This window comes from Gilliamella sp. Lep-s35 (genome assembly GCF_009795845.1).
Classification (GTDB): Bacteria; Pseudomonadota; Gammaproteobacteria; order Enterobacterales; family Orbaceae; genus Gilliamella.
Window position 1 is genome coordinate 86,626 of sequence record NZ_WTEX01000004.1, and the last position, 18,997, is coordinate 105,622.

Sequence of the window (18,997 nt, forward strand, 5' to 3'; positions counted from 1 at the left end):
AGCAATGTTCTTCACTTAATAATGTGATAATTGCACGAAGCTAGTATATCGTTATATACTAGCTCACAATTTTCCTAATGGTTTTATTCTGTGCGTTTAAATTCAAGTCAACAAAAAGCTGTCGAATATGTTTCAGGTCCTTGCCTTGTTTTAGCGGGAGCAGGTTCAGGAAAAACTCGAGTTATTATTAACAAAATTGCTTATTTAATTCGTGTTAAAGAGTATTTACCACGGCATATTGTTGCGGTTACCTTTACTAATAAAGCTGCACGTGAAATGAAAGAACGTATAGCACAATCTCTTAGTAAACAAGAGGCGAGAGGACTTAAAATTTCAACCTTTCATACGCTAGGTTTGGATATTGTTCGCCGAGAATATAAGCATTTAGGCATTAAATCCAACTTTTCGTTATTTGATGATCATGATCAAATCGCATTACTCAAAGAGTTAACTCACCAATGGTTAGAAGGTGATAAAGATCTGATTAATCAATTGCGTTCGACTATTTCTAATTGGAAAAATGATATTGTTGATTCAACGATTGCGATGGCAAGAGCGCAAACAAATAAAGAAAAATTATTTGCTCACTGTTATCAGCTTTATGAAAAACAGTTAAAAGCATGTAGTATTCTCGATTTTGATGATCTTATTTTACTTCCTACCCTATTACTAAAAAATAACGAGGAAGTGCGTGAAAAGTGGCAAAATAAAGTCCGTTATTTATTGGTTGATGAATATCAAGATACTAATACAAGTCAGTATGAGTTTATTAAATTGCTAGTTGGTAATCGGGCCAAATTTACAGTTGTTGGTGATGATGATCAATCCATTTACTCATGGCGAGGGGCAAAACCGCAAAATTTAGTATTACTAAAACAAGATTTTCCCAATTTAGAAGTCATAAAACTTGAACAAAACTACCGTTCTTCGGGACGAATTTTAAAAGTGGCTAATATTTTAATTGAAAATAATCCACATATTTTTGAAAAAAAACTGTTTTCAGAACATGGTTATGGTGAGGCATTAAGAGTTATTTCAGCTGATAGTGAAGAGCAAGAAACGGAAAAAGTTGTTAATGACTTAGTGGGTCACCGATTTGCTAATAATAGCCAATATGGTCAATACGCAATATTGTATCGTGGCAATCACCAAGCACGTCTCATTGAAAAAATGTTAATGCAATATCGCATACCGTATCGAGTATCGGGTGGAACTTCCTTTTTTTCTCGCATAGAAATTAAAGATTTAATGGCATATTTGCGCTTATTGACTAATCCTGATGATGATAATGCATTTATTCGTATTATCAACACGCCAAAACGTGAAATTGGTCCTGCAACTGTTCAAAAACTAGGTGAATGGGCAAATCATCGTGGTGTTAGCTTATACCAAGCTAGCCACGACATGGGCTTAACTGAATTACTTTCTGGTAAACGGATGGAAACGCTGCATACGTTTATCCATTGGTTTGATACACTAATTCAAAAATCACACAGCGAACCAATGAACGCAATTTATGAGCTACTACATGGTATCAATTATGAAAGTTGGATTTATGAAACTTCAACCTCCCCAAAATCAGGTGAAATGCGTATGCGTAATGTCGAGCAGCTCGTTAGCTGGTTAAATGACATGTTGCAAGGTGATGATATTGATGAAAGTATGACCCTTGAACAAGCGGTGGCAAGGTTCACCTTGCGTGACATGTTAGAACGTAACGAAACAGAAGAAGAGCTAGATCAAGTTCAGCTTATGACACTGCATGCATCTAAAGGATTAGAATTTCCTTACGTCTATTTAGTTGGTATGTCTGAAGGGTTATTACCACACCAAAACAGTATTGATGAAGATAATATTGAAGAAGAGCGTCGCCTCGCTTATGTTGGTATTACCCGCGCACAGCAAGAACTAACTTTCTCATTTAGCCGGCAACGTAAACAATTTGGTGAAACAATATATACCGAACCTAGCCGTTTTTTATTAGAACTGCCTCAAGACGATTTAGTATGGCAAGATCAACGTAACGAACTATCCCACGAAAAGAAAATGCAACAAGGACAAAGCCGATTAGCCATGCTAAAAGCACAAATTGCCAAGGCAAAGTGAGATGTATGCATTGTTTATATTTTTTAAATAACTTAAGAAAATACAATAATAAAAATGCATAAAAAACTAACACCTTATCATATGTAAAAGATAGGGTGCTTATATATAAAGTTCCTGATTTGGCTAAATCATTTTATTGTTAGCCTTACGGCCCTAATGACAACAAGAGTGATTATATTATTCTTAAGATAAAGTGGACAAAATAAACTTAATTAGTTGGTGCACTTTCAATGATGTTTGCAAGCTTTTCAAGCGTTAGTCTTAACAATTTAGGCATGGTATCTAATTCAATTGAATCCATTAAATTTTTAACGTAAAGACCTAATTCAGTATCGCCTTCAACAATTAAGCGACGTTGAAAAAATAGGGTGTCAGGATCTTGTCGTCTGGTTGCTATCATAATTAAATCATTAGCATTACCAGTAAAACTCACATCGGGAATCTCTTCTCGACTCACAACCAATTTATTGTTGATCAAGCTAACAAACCAGATAAGTCCTAGATCGGTAACTTCTATTTTAAGCCAGCGATTTTCTAAAAAATCAAGATCGCCATCTTCCAGAGAATGCTTAAATTGTAATTGTAATAATTGCTCAATAACCTGTTTTTTCAAGTTAAATGGAATACAACGTAAGGTAAGCCCCAATGCTTGTGGGGCTTTATCTACAAATGCTGAATGTATTTTTCCAATAAAGGAATGATGGTTTTCTATCATTTATACATCTCCAGAAATCATTTTTTCATAAATATCTAAGTCAGTATTTAAATGCTCAAAAACCTCTTCACTAACTTCATTACGAACTTTCATTTGTAAAAGTGCTGTTCGTTCTGCACCTATAGCAACTAAACGCATACGTCTTTCTAAATTTTCTGCTTCGAGTGCTTTTTGCTCTAAATCTTTAAGGCCAGTTCTACGTCGTAATGAACCGATAACACGAGATCCAACTTCATGAATAATTTCTTGATCCATTCTGTCTTCAGCTGTTTCTTGTAGTAAATTATTTTGCATTTTTTCCAAACTAATAATTGCCTCTTCGGCCATATGACCTTTTACTGTCAATATTTCATTATCTTGTTCTGAATTATCTAAAATAACACTACCTCGTAATAAAATAGGTAAGACAATTACTGCTACAATTAACGAGATTAAAATAATACCTGTTGCAATAAAAACAAGTTGATATCGACCAGCAATTGTCATTGGAATAGATAATACACCAGCTAAAGTTATAGCACCTCGAACCCCTGCAAATGTTGAAATAAGTAGATCTCGATTCGAGTATGATTTAAATGCAAGAGGTCGCTTGCTTCCAAATGGCATTGTTGGCATATGTTTCATTGCCCATAGCCAAGCAAAGCGTGTCCCCATTAATACAGCAAAAACAAATATAACAATTAAACATAATTGCCATACTTCAATTGATGAGTCAGTTTGGTTTTCGGTAAAGGTATTACTCAAAATTTTTGGTAATTGAATACCTAATAAGACAAAGACAAATCCATTAAACACAAAAGTTAACATTGACCAAGTGCTATCTGATTGTAAACGTGTAGTTAATGGAGCGTTTCGCATCATACCTGAATGGTTTACGGTCATGCCTGCACTTACTGCAGCTAAAATACCTGAGCAGTGGCATTCTTCTGCCATAATATAAGCTGCAAATGGAAGTAAGAATAATAATACAATTTGAATCGCAGGATCATTGTGAGTCAGCTGATTTATTTTACGTAAAATACGTGCATATAGCCAAGTAAATACAACACCAATAGCTAAACCACCAATCGCAACAACAAAAAAGGTAACACTAATTTGTAATAGATCAAACTGCAATAATCCAGCTGCGATTGCAATGGCAAAATTTAATGAAACAAGGCCCGATGCATCGTTCATTAAGGCTTCGCCTTCAATAATTTCCATTTTTTCTTTTTCAATACGACCTTTACCCACAATACCGCTTAATGCTACAGCATCGGTTGGAGATAGTACAGCGGCTAAGGCTAACCCTGCTGCTAATTCAACATTTGGTAATATCCAATGAAGAATATAACCCAAGGCAATAATGGAAATAACAACTAACACTAAAGCCAGTCCAACAATTTCTCTACTATTATAGATGAAGTCCTTTACCGAGGTTTTGCGTCCATCAGCAAAAAGTAAAGGAGGAATAAATAAAACAAGAAATAGTTTAGGATCAAATTCTACATAAACACCAAAGGCAGCTAACATGCAACCTAATAATATTTGCATTAGAGGCAGTGGAATTTGTATTGGTAACATTTTAACAACGACACCAGAAAGTGATACAATTAACACAAGAAGTAAAATTATTGAGAAAAGTTCCATAGTTTATCTTTTATTTATCCTATAATCCTATTTTTTATGTTGATTATACCGGATCTTTAATTAAATTTCAGGTGAAAATTTCATAGAATGATTTAAATTTTGGTCAAATACAATTATTAATCAAAAAATCGTGATGTAATTAAAAGGCATTATGAATGGAAAATTGGCAAAGAGCATTTATACTACATACTCGTTCTTATACAGAAAGCAGTTTATTGGCCGATCTGTTTGTTGAAAATGTAGGCAAAGTTACTGTTTTGGCGAAAGGAGCTAGACGCAAAAGTTCTGCATTAAAAGGGATGTTGCAACCTTTTACGCCGTTAATAGTACAATATTCAGGGCAAGGGAATATTAAAACGTTGCGGAAAGTTGAAGCTATGTCTCTTGCATTGCCGTTGGTTTCTGTTTTCTTATATAGTGCATTTTATTTAAATGAGTTATTGCATCGGGTTTTAGTTGCAGAAACTGAAATCCCCACTCTTTTTGATAATTATTTAAAAAGCCTACAGCAATTAGCTCAGCAAATACCCGCTGAAAATGTATTGCGTACATTCGAATTATCATTATTAGAAAACTTAGGTTACCAAGTTGATTTTTTCCATTGTTATGTCACTGGTGATGCCATTATTGAATCCATGCATTATCAATATCAATCTGAAAAAGGGTTTATGAGTAGTTTATTACAAAATAGTACTAGTTTTACAGGTGAACAAGTTTTAGCTTTAGGAAAACGTCAATTTAATAATGAAGAGACACTAAAAGCAGCTAAGCGTTTTACCAGAATGGCGTTAAAGCCTTATGTTGGCTCAAAACCTTTTAAAAGTAGAGAGTTATTTTTAAAAATTTAGTTTTGTCAATTTTTAAAATAATGTGTAATAAAATAGTTAAACTTTTTTGGATATTTGATTAAGTAATATATCAAGTTGGTTTGCAAATTTTTCTCGGTCTTTACTGTTAAACGTAGCAGGTCCTTTAGACTGTACTCCGCTGGCACGCATGGTTTCCATGAAATCTCGTATAGTTAATCGTTCTTTAATTGTATCAAGTGTATATTTTTCCCCTCGCGGTGTAAGTACAAAAGCACCTTTATTTAAAACATCTGCAGCAAGTGGGATATCAGATGTAATAACTAAATCATTTGTTTTGACTAACTCAATAATTTTATTATCAGCAATATCAAACCCTTTCTCTACTTGTAACGCCTTAATATAAGGCGAAAAAGGGATTGTTAACCGCTGATTAGCAACCAATGTGGTATTAATTGCTTTACGATTTGCTGCTCGATATAAAATCTCTTTAATTGGGGCAGGGCATGCATCTGCATCAATCCAAATATTCATAGTAGTTATATATTATTAATCCGTATAAAAAAACAATCTGCTCAAGATTCGTTCATGGCTAAAATAATTCACTAAAAACGTATAAGATGTTTTATCAAAAACTGTTTTATGTGGTTTACGCATGTTATAACTTTTAGCTTTGCATTATATTTTTGAGTCGCTAAATATTTGCTGATTATGCCACATCACAATTAAATATGCATGTTACTCTTTTTTTATTTTTTTATCTCCAAACGGTATAGACTCCTGAATATTTTTTACAGGAAATATAATCTAAAAAGGAACAGCTGTGTAAATGACTCATGAAAAAATAAAACTTAGGTAGAAAATTGCGTTACTAACTTAGGCGTTTCTTAAATAATATAAGTAAAGTGAGTAATTTCTATATTTGTAAATATGTTTCAAGTAACTATGTATTTTAGTTTATGTTTCTAAATTTATTGAGAACGGCATGAAAATGATTTTTTTATTTAAAATCTTGATGACAAGTGATAGTATATTTGGTCTATTTTTTATGTATGCAAGTGCGCTTTCGTGTGGCGCACCACTGTTTAAGGATTTATTATGCCAATAATTACTCTTCCTGACGGAAGTCAACGTCAATTTGATAAGCCTGTTACCATTTTAGAAGTCGCTCAAAGTATAGGTGCTGGACTAGCAAAAGCTTGTATAGCAGGGCGTGTAAATGGTGAACGTAAAGATGCTTGTGATGTCATTACTGAAGATGCAACATTAGCTATCATTACAGCTAAAGATGAAGATGGACTCGAAATTATTCGTCATTCTTGTGCACATTTATTGGGTCACGCAATTAAACAACTATGGCCTAATGTGCAAATGGCAATAGGTCCAACAATTGATAATGGCTTTTATTATGATGTTGATTTAGATCACTCTTTAACTCAGGAAGACCTTGATGCACTAGAAAAACGCATGCATGAGCTGGCAAAGAAAAACTACGATGTGAAAAAGGAAGTCGTTAGTTGGGAACAAGCCAGAGAAACTTTTTGGAATCGTCATGAACCTTATAAAATTGCAATTTTAGATGAGAATATCTCTAAAGATGCAACACCAGCACTTTATCATCATGAAGAGTATATTGATATGTGTCGTGGACCGCATGTACCTAATATGCGTTTTTGCCATCATTTTAAATTGCAAAAAATTGCTGGAGCTTATTGGCGCGGTAACAGTGATAATAAAATGTTACAACGTATTTATGGAACAGCATGGGCAGATAAAAAACAACTTGATAGCTATTTACAATTTTTAGAAGAAGCCGCTAAACGAGATCATCGTAAAATAGGTAAGCAGCTTGATCTTTATCATATGCAAGAAGAAGCGCCAGGCATGGTATTTTGGCATAATGATGGTTGGATTATTTTCCGTGAACTTGAGGTTTTTGTTCGTACCAAATTAAAGGAATATGATTACCAAGAAGTAAAAGGTCCATTTATGATGGATCGAATTTTGTGGGAAAAAACAGGACATTGGGGTAACTACAAAGAATTAATGTTTGTAACATCTTCAGAAAACCGCGAATATTGTATTAAACCAATGAACTGCCCAGGACACGTACAGATTTTTAATCAAGGGTTAAAATCTTACCGTGATTTACCATTACGTATGGCAGAATTTGGTAGTTGTCATCGAAATGAGCCTTCAGGATCTTTACATGGCTTAATGCGGGTTCGAGGTTTTACTCAAGATGATGCTCATATTTTCTGTACTGAAAGTCAAATTCGTAGTGAAGTGAATAGTTGTATCAAAATGGTTTATGATACTTATAGTACTTTTGGTTTTACCGATATTACGGTTAAACTGTCAACTCGCCCAGAAAAACGAATTGGTAAAGATGAAACTTGGGATCTTGCTGAAAAAGATTTAGCTGAATGTTTAACTGAAAATGGTATCGAATTTGAATATCTACCAGGCGAAGGTGCCTTTTATGGACCCAAAATTGAGTTTACACTACATGACTGTTTAGGTCGTGCGTGGCAATGTGGTACAGTTCAGCTCGACTTTATGTTACCAGAGCGTTTGGACGCAACTTATGTTGGTGAAGATAATGAACGTCATATTCCTGTTATGATCCATAGAGCTATTTTAGGGTCAATGGAGCGTTTTATGGGGATTTTAACTGAAAACTGTGCAGGTTTTTTCCCTACTTGGCTTTCTCCACTACAAGTTGTTGTAATCAATATTACTGATAATCAAGCTCAATATGCCAAACAATTATCCGAACAATTACAAAAAGTTGGTATTAGAGCAAAAGCAGACTTGAGAAATGAGAAAATTGGGTTTAAAATTCGTGAGCACACATTGAAACGTGTTCCATATATGTTTGTCTGTGGAGACAAAGAAATGGAATCGGGAACTATTTCAGTTCGAACTCGCCAAGGTAAAGATCTTGGTAGCTTTGAAGTGAAACATGTTATAGAATTGTTGCTTAACGAAATTCATAGTCGTTCATTAGAACAAATGAATTAATGATAAATTAATTTGGAGGAATAAGATATTAAAGTCAGTAAACGAATTCAGTCAACACGTGCGCATAAAATTAACGATGAAATTACTGCGCGCGAGGTGAGGTTAACCGGCGTCGATGGTGAGCAGCTCGGTATTGTAAGCTTAGACGAAGCTTTAAAACAAGCGGAAGAAGCAACTCTTGATTTAGTTGAAATAAGCCCTAATGCAGAGCCACCTGTTTGTCGAATTATGGATTATGGCAAATTCCTCTACGAAAAGAGTAAAGCAACAAAAGAGCAAAAGAAAAAGCAAAAGGTTGTTCAGGTCAAGGAAATTAAATTCCGACCTGGTACAGACGAAGGCGATTATCAGGTAAAACTCCGCAGCCTGATTCGCTTTCTTGAAGATGGCGATAAAGCTAAAGTCACGCTGCGTTTTCGTGGTCGTGAAATGGCTCACCAGCAGTTAGGTTCTGAAATGCTTGATCGCATTAAAGAGGACTTAGCTGATTTGGCAATCATTGAATCTTATCCAACTAAGATCGAAGGTCGTCAAATGATAATGGTACTTGCGCCGAAGAAGAAATAATGGTTTTACAAGCTAATTTTTGATTTATTGAAAGTTACACCATTATTTTATTTTTATTAACAATGCGAAGTGGAAATTAATAAAATGCCTAAAATTAAAACTGTAAGAGGCGCAGCAAAGCGCTTTAAAAAAACAGCTTCTGGTGGCTTTAAGCATAAGCAAGCTAACAAGAGTCATATCTTAACTAAAAAATCAACCAAACGTAAACGTCATTTACGTGGTTTGACAACTGTGTCAAAAGGCGATTTAGGTTTAGTTACTGCGTGTGTTCCATACGCTTAATTTATTGGTTAATTATTTAGAGGATATAGTTTATGGCTCGTGTTAAACGTGGTGTTATTGCTCGTGCACGTCACAAGAAAATTTTAAAACAAGCAAAAGGTTATTATGGTGCTCGTTCACGTGTGTATCGTGTTGCTTTCCAAGCTGTAATCAAAGCTGGACAGTATGCTTACCGTGACCGTCGTCAACGTAAACGTCAATTCCGTCAATTATGGATTGTGCGTATCAATGCTGCAGCACGCCAATGTGGTCTTTCATATAGCCGTTTTATTAATGGTTTAAAGAAAGCTTCAATTGAGATCGATCGTAAGATCCTTGCTGATATTGCAGTATTTGATAAAAATGCATTTGCTGCATTAGTTGAAAAAGCTAAGGCTGCACTATAATATTTATGAGAGCCGAGTTATCTCGGCTTTTATTATTTTAATTTTTGATTTTTATCATAAAGAGTAATTTAATTATGAATTTAGTTGTTTTTTGTTTCTTTTTTGGCTTCTTTAGTAATACTAATTCGTGAGGCAAAGAAAAAACAAAAAATGATTATAAAAGCCTCAAAAAGAGGCTTTTTTTATATAATGAACAATAAGCAGGAGAACTATATGTCTCAATTAGTTGAACTGGTAAATAAAGCCAAATCCGCTATTGAAAGTGCTAATGACATTAATATGATCGAACAAATTCGAGTAGAATATTTTGGTAAAAAAGGCCATTTTACAATGCAAATGGCCTCATTACGTGATGTTCCTGCTGATGAGCGCCCAGCTGTCGGTCAAAAAATCAATGACGCAAAACAAAAAGTCGTTGAAATATTAAATCAAAAGCGCAATTTTTTAGAGCGTCAGGCTCTTGATGCAAAATTAGCTAATGAAACAATAGATATTACTTTACCAGGTAAAACTCTTGAATTAGGTGGATTGCATCCCGTTACTAAAACAATCAATCGCTTAGTCGATTTTTTTGGTGAATTAGGTTTTGTTGTTGAAACAGGCCCAGAAATTGAAGACGATTACCATAATTTTGATGCATTAAATATTCCTGCTCATCATCCTGCTCGAGCTGATCACGATACATTTTGGTTTGATGCAAAACGATTATTAAGAACACAAACTTCAACCGTACAAATTCGTACAATGGAAAACCAAAAACCACCGATTCGAATTATTGCTCCAGGGCGAACTTACCGTAATGATTACGATCAAACTCACACGCCAATGTTCCACCAAATGGAGGGGTTGCTTGTTGATAAAGATATCAGCTTTACTCATTTAAAAGGATTATTACACGATTTTCTACATTGCTTTTTTGAAGATGATATGGAAATTCGTTTTAGACCAGGCTATTTCCCATTTACCGAACCTTCAGCCGAAGTTGATATTAAAGCTAAAAATGGTAAATGGTTAGAAGTATTAGGTTGTGGAATGGTTCACCCTAATGTATTACGTAATGTTGGTATTGATCCTGAAGTATATAGCGGTTTTGCATTTGGCATGGGGATAGAACGATTAACTATGTTACGTTACGGTGTCACTGATTTACGTTCTTTCTTTGAAAATGATTTACGCTTTTTAAAACAATTTAATTGATTCTGGAGATCAAAGCATGAAATTTAGTGAAAGTTGGCTACGTGAATGGATCAATCCAGAAATTAGTAGCGAAACGTTAGCCGATCAATTAACAATGGCTGGTTTAGAAGTTGATGATATTGAAAAGGTTGCTGGTGATTTTTCTGGCGTGGTTGTTGGCAAAGTTGTTGAATGTATGCAGCATCCGAATGCAGATAAATTACGTGTTACAAAAGTTGATATAGGTAAACCAGAATTACTTGATATTGTCTGTGGAGCACCAAATTGCCGTCAAGGATTAACCGTTGCTTGTGCTACAGTCGGAGCTATATTACCTGGTGATTTTAAAATTAAAGCAGCCAAACTGCGAGGAGAACCTTCAGAAGGGATGCTTTGTTCTTATTCTGAGTTGGGTATTTCTGATGATCATAATGGAATTATTGAATTACCTGATGATGCGCCTTTAGGCATGGATATTCGCGAATATTTAAATCTTAATGATGTAATAATTGATATTAGTGTAACACCAAACCGTGCAGATTGTTTTGGTATTGTTGGTATTGCTAGAGATATTTCTGCAGTTAACAATATAGTTATGAAAGAAATGAAAGTAGACAGCGTTCCAGCAACAATGACCGATACATTACCTATTCAGGTCGATGAAACTAAAGCTGCGCCACGTTATTTGGGTAGAGTTATAAAAAATATTAATGTTAATGCTACAACACCGCTTTGGATGAAAGAAAAATTACGTAGAGGTGGAATTCGTTCAATTGATGCTGTTGTTGATATTACTAACTATGTGTTATTAGAGCTTGGTCATCCAATGCATGCCTTCGATTTGGCTCAGATAGAAAAGGGCATTGTTGTCCGTTATGCTAAAGAAAATGAAAAACTAGTTTTACTCAATGGTAATGAAGTTAAACTTAATAACAAAACCTTAGTTATTGCTGATCACCAAAAAATTTTAGCATTAGCAGGAATTATGGGCGGTGAAAAATCAGGCGTAACTCAATCAACTAAAGATATATTTCTTGAGTCAGCATTTTTTAATCCATTAGCAATAATAGGAAAAGCTCGTGAGTATGGTCTACATACCGATGCTTCTCACCGTTATGAACGTGGCGTTGATCCAGCTTTACAGTTGGTGGCAATGGAAAGAGCTAGTCAATTAGTAATTGAAATTTGTGGTGGTGAAGTAGGTCCAATTATTGATGTCACAAATCAAAATGATCTTCCTACACAGGCAACTATTGAGTTACACCGTAATAAAATTGATCGTATCATTGGTTATCAAATCGAAACGCAAAAAATTAGTGATATTTTAAACAGACTTGGTTGTGATGTTGAATATAACAATAATGTTTGGATTGTAAAATCACCAAGTTGGCGATTTGATTTACAAATTGAAGAAGATCTAGTTGAAGAAATAGCTCGAATTTACGGATATAACAATATCCCAAATGCTAACCTGAAAATTGAATCTATAATGAAACCAAAACCAGAAAGTCAAATATCATTACGAAGAGTAAAAGATTTATTGGTTGATAGGGGGTATCAAGAGGCAGTTACATACAGCTTTGTTGATCCAAAAATTCAGCAAATTCTTCATCCTGAGCAAGATGAAATAAAATTACCTAATCCTATTTCAAGTGAAATGTCAGTTATGCGTTTATCACTATGGTCAGGCTTATTAGATGCAGCTTTATATAATCAAAACCGTCAGCAAACACGTATTCGATTATTTGAAACTGGTTTACGTTTTGTACCTGATGAAAAATGTGAATTTGGTGTACATCAAGAATTAATGTTATCAGGCATTGTTTCTGGAAATTTATACGAAGAACATTGGGGACTTCCAAAAAAGAACGTGGATTTTTATGATCTTAAAGGTGATATTGAATCAATTTTGTCTCTTTTGGGATGTGCTGATAACGTGCTGTTTAAAAAACCTCAATTATCAGCCTTACATCCAGGACAAAGTGCTGCGATTTATTTAAATGAAGAACCAATAGGTTATTTTGGTGTCTTACATCCAGAAATTGAAAAAAAACTGTCTTTAAATAGTAAAACTCTTGTTTTTGAAATAAATTTAGATAAAATTACTGGAAAAAAGGTTCCCGTTGTTCAGGACTTATCCAAATATCCGTCTAATAAACGAGATATTGCTATTATTGTTTCAAAAACAATATCAGCAGCAGATATTATTTTAGAGTGTAAAAAAGCAGGTGGTGAGCAACTTATTAAAGTTAATCTTTTTGATGTTTATACAGGTGAAAATATCAAAGAAGATCAAAAAAGCCTTGCTATCAGTTTGATTTTACAAGATAAATCACGTACACTTGAAGATGAAGATATAACAAACATTGTAAACAAGTGCGTTATTGCTTTACAAAATCGTTTTAAAGCCTTATTAAGAGAATAATAATATGACATTAACTAAAGCAGATATAGCAGATCGTCTTGCCGAAAAATTTAATATTGATCGCCAAGAAGCTAAAGTCCTTGTTGAACTCTTTTTTGAAGAGATCCGCGTGGCTTTAGAAAAAGGGGAGCCAGTAAAATTATCAGGGTTTGGTAATTTTGCAGTACGTGATAAAAATTCACGCCCAGGTCGTAACCCTAAAACAGGAGAAAGTGTAGATATTTCAGCTCGAAGAGTTGTTACATTTAGGCCAGGAATTAAATTTAGAGAACGTGTAGAAAAAAACTTAGTCATCTAAGTTTATAAATTTATATTTTCAATGCAATGGCCTTTCTTTTGTTAAAATACCTGAAAGGCTAATTTCTTTTTTAACAAAAATAAGTTGTATTAATTTCTAAAATAAAGCATAATATTGCCTCCTCAATGGAGACTCTATGGGTCCTCTTGCAACATTTTTTTGCTCATCAGGTCAGGTCCGGAAGGAAGCAGCCAAAGTAAAACATATGTGTGTGGGATGTGGCTGATAGGGTTTCCTCCATATCATTTTTTAATTTCTATCTAACCATTCATATTATGTTTGTTAAATAAACAAATATTATCTCATTATAAAATATACTTACGTTGATAGTTGTATCTGTAATTTATTTTTGCGATCATACATAAAATGTATTTTAATTGCAGTATTGCGATTTTTTTATTCAAAATTATTATACCAAAAGAGAGAAAAATTATGATGCGAGTTGGATTGTTTATTCTAACTAACTTAGCCGTTATGTTTGTATTTGGAATCATTCTAAGTATCTTAGGCGTTGATTCACATAGTACGCTAGGTTTACTTATTTTTGCAGCAATATTTGGTTTTGGAGGATCTTTTATATCCCTTCTTTTATCTAAGCGAATGGCTTTGCGGTCAGTAGGGGGAGAGATCATTACTCAACCAAGTAATAGTCAAGAACAATGGTTGCTTGATATTGTTCGTCGTTTATCAACAGAACTTAATATAAAAATGCCAGATGTTGCCATCTATCATGCTCAAGATGTTAATGCTTTTGCAACCGGCGCAACTAAAAATAGTTCTCTTGTTGCAGTAAGTTCTGGCTTATTAAATACTATGACTCAAGATGAAGCTGAAGCGGTAATTGGTCATGAAATGAGTCATATTGCTAATGGTGATATGGTCACTATGACTTTATTACAAGGTGTACTTAATACTTTTGTTATTTTTATTTCAAGAATGTTAGCATCCCTTGTAGCTCAAGCATTGGATGATCGTAATCGTGGTTTATCACAATTAGCGTATTTCTTGATAGTTATGGTATTTGAAACAGTATTTGGTATTTTAGCAAGCCTTATAGCAATGTGGTTTTCTCGTTATCGAGAATTTCACGCTGATGCTGGTTCGGCTAAATTAGTAGGCAGCATAAAGATGATTGCTGCGTTAGAAAAACTAAAAACTAGCCATGAACCAAGTGAAGATACTTCAATTTTAGCATTCTGCATTAATGGTGCGAAAAAAGCAAAATTTTCTGAATTGTTTATGTCTCATCCGCCATTAGAAAAACGTATAGAAGCTTTACGGAACCGAACTTATCAAAGTTAATAATTAACTAGTTCATAACAGATTTTATACGCAAACACATACTTTCCTGAAACTTTTTTACAAGTGTTATTGAATAAATAATGCTTGTAAAATAAAGAACAAACTATCAATTAGCTATATTTCAAAGAGTCAATAATGTCAAATCACATCACCAATAATAAATTAGAATTACTTAGTCCTGCCAAAAATATCGAAATAGCAAAGCAGGCAATATTACATGGTGCAGATGCTGTATATATTGGAGGACCAAACTTTGGTGCTAGGCATAATGCTGGTAATTCGGTAAGTGATATTGCTCAGTTAGTAGAATTTGCTCATCGCTATTATGCAAAAGTTTTTGTAACTTTAAATACCATACTTCACGATAATGAACTTGAACTAGCAAGGCAATTGATATGGGAATTTTATGATGCGGGTGTGGATGCATTAATTGTGCAAGATATGGGTATTTTGAGTATGGATATTCCTCCTATTGATTTACATGCTAGTACTCAAATGGATATAAGAACACCTGAAAAAGCCAAATTTTTATCTGATGTAGGATTTTCGCAAATAGTATTAGCTCGTGAGCTTAATTTAACTGAGATAGCTAAAATTCATGAGAAAATTGATGCAAAAATAGAATTTTTTATACATGGTGCACTTTGTGTGGCATTTTCAGGACAGTGTTATATCTCGCATGCACAGACAGGGCGTAGTGCAAATCGAGGCGATTGTTCACAAGCTTGTCGTCTTCCTTTTACTTTAAAAGATGATCAAGGACGTATTGTTGCTTATGAAAAACATCTATTATCAATGAAAGATAATAATCAATCAGACAATTTGCAAAAATTAATTCAAGCAGGTGTAAGATCGTTTAAAATAGAAGGGCGTTATAAAGATGTAAGTTATGTTAAAAATATCACTGCATTTTATCGTCAAAAATTAGATAAGATTTTATCTGAATCACCAGACTTATTTCCAGCCTCAAGCGGTAAGACGGAGCATTTTTTTACGCCAGATCCAAATCGAACATTTCATCGAGGTAGTACTGATTATTTTATTAATGGTAGAAAACCCAATATTGGTGCATTTGATTCTCCTAAATTTATTGGCTTACAAGTTGGTGAAATAACTAAAGTTACACCTCAATCTATTGAAATCAAGTCAGAAAATACATTATCTAATGGTGATGGTTTGAATGTACTTATTAAACGAGAAATTTTTGGTTTTAGAGCTGATAAAGTTGAAAAACTTTCGGTTAACCAATATAGAATTTATCCAAATGAAATTCCTGAACCACTTTTATCTGTTAAATTACCTTATTTGGTAAATCGAAACCTTGATCATACCTGGCAACAAAACTTATTAAAAGAATCAAGCATTCGTCGTATTGGTGTATCATTTATATTAAATAATACTGAAAACGGTATTGAATTAATAGCTAAAAGTGAAGAGGGTATTTGCGTTAATATGGAACTAAATGGTTCTTTCGAACTTGCAGAACAACCAGATAAATCACTGAAAAATTTTAAAGATAATTTATCAAAGCTAGGTCAAAGTATCTATTACTTAACAGATTTTAAATTAAATTTATCAAAAATTTATTTTATTCCAAGTAGTCAATTAAATCAGCTTAGAAGAGATACTATCGATAAATTAACTATAGCAAGATTAGCAAGCTATCATCCACAAAAACGTAAACCAGAACAAAAGCCTGTTCCAATTTATCCTGAACATCAGTTGAGTTTTTTGGCCAATGTTTATAATTACAAGGCAAGAGAATTTTATACACAGCATGGTGTAGAATTAATTGAAAGTGCTTATGAAGCGCATGAGGTTAAAGAAGATGCACCATTAATGATAACCAAACATTGCTTACGTTTTGCATTTAATTTATGCCCAAAGCAAGCTAAAGGTATTCAAGGAGTGAAAACTAAAGTAACACCAATGAAATTGATTCAAAATAATGAGGAATTATTATTAAAATTCAATTGTAAAGCTTGTGAAATGCAAGTTTGGGGGAAAATCAAAAAACATATTTTAAAAATGCCACTTCCAGGAAGTGAAGTTATTTTAATAACTAAAAGTTAAAATATTTAATAACAAGTTATAAAGTTCAGATAAATATTATAACTTGTTATTAAATTCATAGCACCACATATTATTTAACATAATATAGATTATTTTAACGTGTTGATTTTATTTGCTTTATTGTCTATGTATTATTAATTTGTAGATTAATTATAAGGTTAGTGGATTTGATGGCTTAATTTGAATTGACGGCATGATTTTATGGTTCACATCCACAGAATTCACGTACGTTTATCGTGGTTCGCATAATCTATATTATGTTAAATAATATGTGGTGCTATGAATTTATAGGTAAAATAAAAGTAATGAGTAATTTTTGTTTTATCTACAAAATATGGTAACCTAATATCATAATAAACTATGAATATTTTTTGTTGATATGCAAAACATTTTTAAGAAATTACGTTCAAAAAGCTATTCAGTACCATGTGAATTATGTAGTATAAGTTCTCTTTGTATTCCTAGGTTACTTAATAATAATTTAGGTAATATATTAGATCGGAAAATGCCTTATGCCAAAGATGAAATACTAGTTACAGAAAATACACCTTTTACAAAATTTTATATTATACATTCAGGTGCATTAAAAACTTTTGTTACAACTTCAGATAATTACCAACAAATTAATGGCCTTTATTTACCTGGTGATATTGTTGGTTTAGATTCAATTTCAACAAAAAAATATAACAATAATATCCAAGCTCTTAGTAATAGTCTTGTCTGCGAACTTTATTATGATGAATTAATGTCTCTAATTGATACACAAAAAAATGTTAGGGATATGATATTTAATTTACTAAGCTCTGATATTTATAATTATCAAAAATTGGTATTATGCTATTCACAAAAAAAAGCAGATGAAAGACTTGCGACTTTTATTTATTCTCTCTATCGACGTTATGAACAAAAAGGTCATTCTTCATTAAATATAAAGCTTATGATGAGTCGAGCTGATATTGCTAACTATTTGGGGTTAACAATTGAAACTATTAGTAGAAGTTTAACAAAATTACAAGAGCAAAATATTTTATCAGCTAAAGGAAAACATATATTTATTAAAGACTTAAATGCTTTGATGAGTTTAGGTAATTAAATTTATTTATGTTAAAATAATCGCAATAATTTATTGTAAGGTCTTAATGTATGACAAGTTTAAAGAAAACATTTATTTTAGGAACTATGGCTCTAGCAATCCCTTTTTCCTCGTTTGCGGCTCAACAACTAACTGAGCAACAAGCTAAAGATTTACAGTCGTTTAAGAGCATAACTATTCGTGGTGCATTTTATACTGATAGTGATTATGTTTTAGCTATGTCAAAAGCTGCAGATAAGGAAGGTGCAGCTTCCTTTTTTATAACTACAACCAATATTAGCCCCTCTAATGATACTTTACGCATTGTTTACGCTAAATTATATAAAGCTGATGCCCCAAAAGCAGAAGAGCAAGCTGAAAATTTGCGTAAATTTGAAGGTATATATGAATATCCAAAGTCTAAAGCAATCCGTTTAGAACCTTTTAATATTGTTCGTATTCGTGGATATTTTCCTAATGAATATGATATAAATCAGGCTGTTGCTAAAGAAGCCTCATCAAAAGGTGCTTATGCTTATTATATTGATTCACGTTCTGAATTTGGTAGTAATATACAAGTTGCTGCTTATTTATTTAAGAAAGATGCACCAGAACGTAAACTCCAACCAGAAGATGCTATTCCATACGATTCAGAAGCAGGGCAAAAAGCTCTTGCTCAAGGTGGTGATGCAGCAATGCAAGTTGAAAAACCAGGTTACTATTCCCCTTCTGCTTTTAATGAAAAATTTTATGCAGATAAATTTAATAATAAAGTAAAAGTTGTTGACCAGCCAAGTAACAAATCTGAAACATCTATATCAACTAGCACCACTAAATCTGAAGCTACTCCAGTATCAGAACCTCAACGCGTTAATCGTTACACTGTCACACTTCCTGATGGGCGAAAAATTCAAGAATTGAATGATGCAACTGCAGCAAAAATGGTTGCATTTAATACAATAAAATTTAGAGGATACTATGTCACTGATCAAGAAATTTCTTATCAGGCTGGTAAACGAGCTATTGATGCGGGTGCTAAATATTATCATATAGCTCGAATTGCTCATGATTCAAATGGCCCAAATATAACTGTTTTTGTTGATCTTTATCGATAATTTACATAGATAATGGGGCGC

Annotated in this window: 16 protein-coding genes and 1 other RNA gene; 14 read left to right on the top strand and 3 right to left on the bottom strand. The window is 33.3% G+C overall.

Annotation, left to right across the window (positions count from 1 at the left end; translation table 11 throughout):
* Positions 1–90 precede the first annotated feature (90 nt).
* On the top strand, positions 91–2,106 hold the full coding sequence (rep, locus tag GQ590_RS02975) for a DNA helicase Rep (RefSeq protein WP_160406436.1): 2,016 nt from the start codon (positions 91–93) through the stop codon (positions 2,104–2,106).
* Positions 2,107–2,314: 208 nt separating this feature from the next.
* Here the strand turns inward: rep and GQ590_RS02980 are convergent, their stop codons facing one another.
* Complete coding sequence (locus GQ590_RS02980; RefSeq protein WP_160406437.1) at positions 2,315–2,821, bottom strand: SCP2 domain-containing protein; 507 nt, start codon at positions 2,819–2,821, stop codon at positions 2,315–2,317.
* The gene (locus GQ590_RS02985; protein ID WP_160406438.1) at positions 2,822–4,450 is read right to left on the bottom strand and encodes a Na+/H+ antiporter; all 1,629 of its coding nucleotides are present in this window, start codon (positions 4,448–4,450) and stop codon (positions 2,822–2,824) included.
* A 155-nt stretch (positions 4,451–4,605) separates the two neighbouring features.
* Here GQ590_RS02985 and recO point away from each other — a divergent pair, with 155 nt between their 5' ends.
* Positions 4,606–5,298, top strand: coding sequence for a DNA repair protein RecO (recO, locus tag GQ590_RS02990; RefSeq protein ID WP_160406439.1), 693 nt, complete (start codon positions 4,606–4,608; stop codon positions 5,296–5,298).
* A gap of 36 nt (positions 5,299–5,334) precedes the next feature.
* Here recO and GQ590_RS02995 read toward each other — a convergent pair whose 3' ends face one another.
* Complete coding sequence (locus tag GQ590_RS02995; RefSeq protein WP_160406440.1) at positions 5,335–5,790, bottom strand: YaiI/YqxD family protein; 456 nt, start codon at positions 5,788–5,790, stop codon at positions 5,335–5,337.
* A gap of 564 nt (positions 5,791–6,354) precedes the next feature.
* On the opposite strand from GQ590_RS02995, the gene thrS reads away from it, so the two are divergent.
* The 12 genes from thrS (at position 6,355) to GQ590_RS03055 (ending at position 18,976) form a co-directional block, all read left to right on the top strand.
* The gene (thrS, locus tag GQ590_RS03000; protein ID WP_160406441.1) at positions 6,355–8,280 is read left to right on the top strand and encodes a threonine--tRNA ligase; all 1,926 of its coding nucleotides are present in this window, start codon (positions 6,355–6,357) and stop codon (positions 8,278–8,280) included.
* A 27-nt stretch (positions 8,281–8,307) separates the two neighbouring features.
* Positions 8,308–8,847 carry a translation initiation factor IF-3 gene (infC, locus tag GQ590_RS03005; RefSeq protein ID WP_065587350.1) on the top strand — a complete coding sequence of 180 codons (540 nt, stop codon included), beginning with the start codon at positions 8,308–8,310 and terminating at the stop codon, positions 8,845–8,847.
* An 84-nt stretch (positions 8,848–8,931) separates the two neighbouring features.
* The gene (gene rpmI, locus GQ590_RS03010; RefSeq protein ID WP_025315575.1) at positions 8,932–9,129 is read left to right on the top strand and encodes a 50S ribosomal protein L35; all 198 of its coding nucleotides are present in this window, start codon (positions 8,932–8,934) and stop codon (positions 9,127–9,129) included.
* Between the two features lie 32 nt (positions 9,130–9,161).
* Positions 9,162–9,515: a 50S ribosomal protein L20 gene (gene rplT, locus GQ590_RS03015; protein ID WP_024496189.1), complete on the top strand. Its 354-nt coding sequence runs from the start codon at positions 9,162–9,164 to the stop codon at positions 9,513–9,515.
* Positions 9,516–9,728: 213 nt separating this feature from the next.
* Positions 9,729–10,712: a phenylalanine--tRNA ligase subunit alpha gene (gene pheS, locus GQ590_RS03020; RefSeq protein WP_160406442.1), complete on the top strand. Its 984-nt coding sequence runs from the start codon at positions 9,729–9,731 to the stop codon at positions 10,710–10,712.
* 16 nt (positions 10,713–10,728) lie between these two features.
* Positions 10,729–13,116, top strand: coding sequence for a phenylalanine--tRNA ligase subunit beta (gene pheT / locus GQ590_RS03025; protein WP_160406443.1), 2,388 nt, complete (start codon positions 10,729–10,731; stop codon positions 13,114–13,116).
* 4 nt (positions 13,117–13,120) lie between these two features.
* Entirely contained in the window at positions 13,121–13,414 is a 294-nt protein-coding gene (locus tag GQ590_RS03030) for an integration host factor subunit alpha (RefSeq protein WP_065637551.1), read from the top strand.
* Positions 13,415–13,549: 135 nt separating this feature from the next.
* Positions 13,550–13,645, top strand: an RNA gene (gene ffs / locus GQ590_RS03035) — signal recognition particle sRNA small type.
* 201 nt (positions 13,646–13,846) lie between these two features.
* Positions 13,847–14,716: a protease HtpX gene (gene htpX, locus GQ590_RS03040; RefSeq protein ID WP_160406445.1), complete on the top strand. Its 870-nt coding sequence runs from the start codon at positions 13,847–13,849 to the stop codon at positions 14,714–14,716.
* Positions 14,717–14,851: 135 nt separating this feature from the next.
* Positions 14,852–16,789: a U32 family peptidase gene (locus GQ590_RS03045; RefSeq protein WP_160406446.1), complete on the top strand. Its 1,938-nt coding sequence runs from the start codon at positions 14,852–14,854 to the stop codon at positions 16,787–16,789.
* A gap of 505 nt (positions 16,790–17,294) precedes the next feature.
* On the top strand, positions 17,295–17,882 hold the full coding sequence (locus GQ590_RS03050; RefSeq protein ID WP_160406447.1) for a helix-turn-helix domain-containing protein: 588 nt from the start codon (positions 17,295–17,297) through the stop codon (positions 17,880–17,882).
* A gap of 50 nt (positions 17,883–17,932) precedes the next feature.
* Positions 17,933–18,976: a YdgH/BhsA/McbA-like domain containing protein gene (locus GQ590_RS03055; RefSeq protein ID WP_160406448.1), complete on the top strand. Its 1,044-nt coding sequence runs from the start codon at positions 17,933–17,935 to the stop codon at positions 18,974–18,976.
* The last annotated feature ends 21 nt before the right edge of the window (positions 18,977–18,997 follow it).

Excerpts from the sequence above, each read along its gene's own strand:
- thrS (WP_160406441.1), top strand. The coding sequence starts at position 6,355 with ATGCCAATAATTACTCTTCCTGACGGAAGTCAACGTCAATTTGATAAG.
- rplT (WP_024496189.1), top strand. The coding sequence starts at position 9,162 with ATGGCTCGTGTTAAACGTGGTGTTATTGCTCGTGCACGTCACAAGAAA.
- pheT (WP_160406443.1), top strand. The coding sequence starts at position 10,729 with ATGAAATTTAGTGAAAGTTGGCTACGTGAATGGATCAATCCAGAAATT.
- rpmI (WP_025315575.1), top strand. The coding sequence starts at position 8,932 with ATGCCTAAAATTAAAACTGTAAGAGGCGCAGCAAAGCGCTTTAAAAAA.
- recO (WP_160406439.1), top strand. The coding sequence starts at position 4,606 with ATGGAAAATTGGCAAAGAGCATTTATACTACATACTCGTTCTTATACA.
- GQ590_RS02985 (WP_160406438.1), bottom strand. The coding sequence starts at position 4,450 with ATGGAACTTTTCTCAATAATTTTACTTCTTGTGTTAATTGTATCACTT.
- htpX (WP_160406445.1), top strand. The coding sequence starts at position 13,847 with ATGATGCGAGTTGGATTGTTTATTCTAACTAACTTAGCCGTTATGTTT.
- GQ590_RS03055 (WP_160406448.1), top strand. The coding sequence starts at position 17,933 with ATGACAAGTTTAAAGAAAACATTTATTTTAGGAACTATGGCTCTAGCA.
- pheS (WP_160406442.1), top strand. The coding sequence starts at position 9,729 with ATGTCTCAATTAGTTGAACTGGTAAATAAAGCCAAATCCGCTATTGAA.
- GQ590_RS03050 (WP_160406447.1), top strand. The coding sequence starts at position 17,295 with ATGCCTTATGCCAAAGATGAAATACTAGTTACAGAAAATACACCTTTT.
- GQ590_RS02995 (WP_160406440.1), bottom strand. The coding sequence starts at position 5,790 with ATGAATATTTGGATTGATGCAGATGCATGCCCTGCCCCAATTAAAGAG.
- GQ590_RS03030 (WP_065637551.1), top strand. The coding sequence starts at position 13,121 with ATGACATTAACTAAAGCAGATATAGCAGATCGTCTTGCCGAAAAATTT.
- GQ590_RS02980 (WP_160406437.1), bottom strand. The coding sequence starts at position 2,821 with ATGATAGAAAACCATCATTCCTTTATTGGAAAAATACATTCAGCATTT.
- GQ590_RS03045 (WP_160406446.1), top strand. The coding sequence starts at position 14,852 with ATGTCAAATCACATCACCAATAATAAATTAGAATTACTTAGTCCTGCC.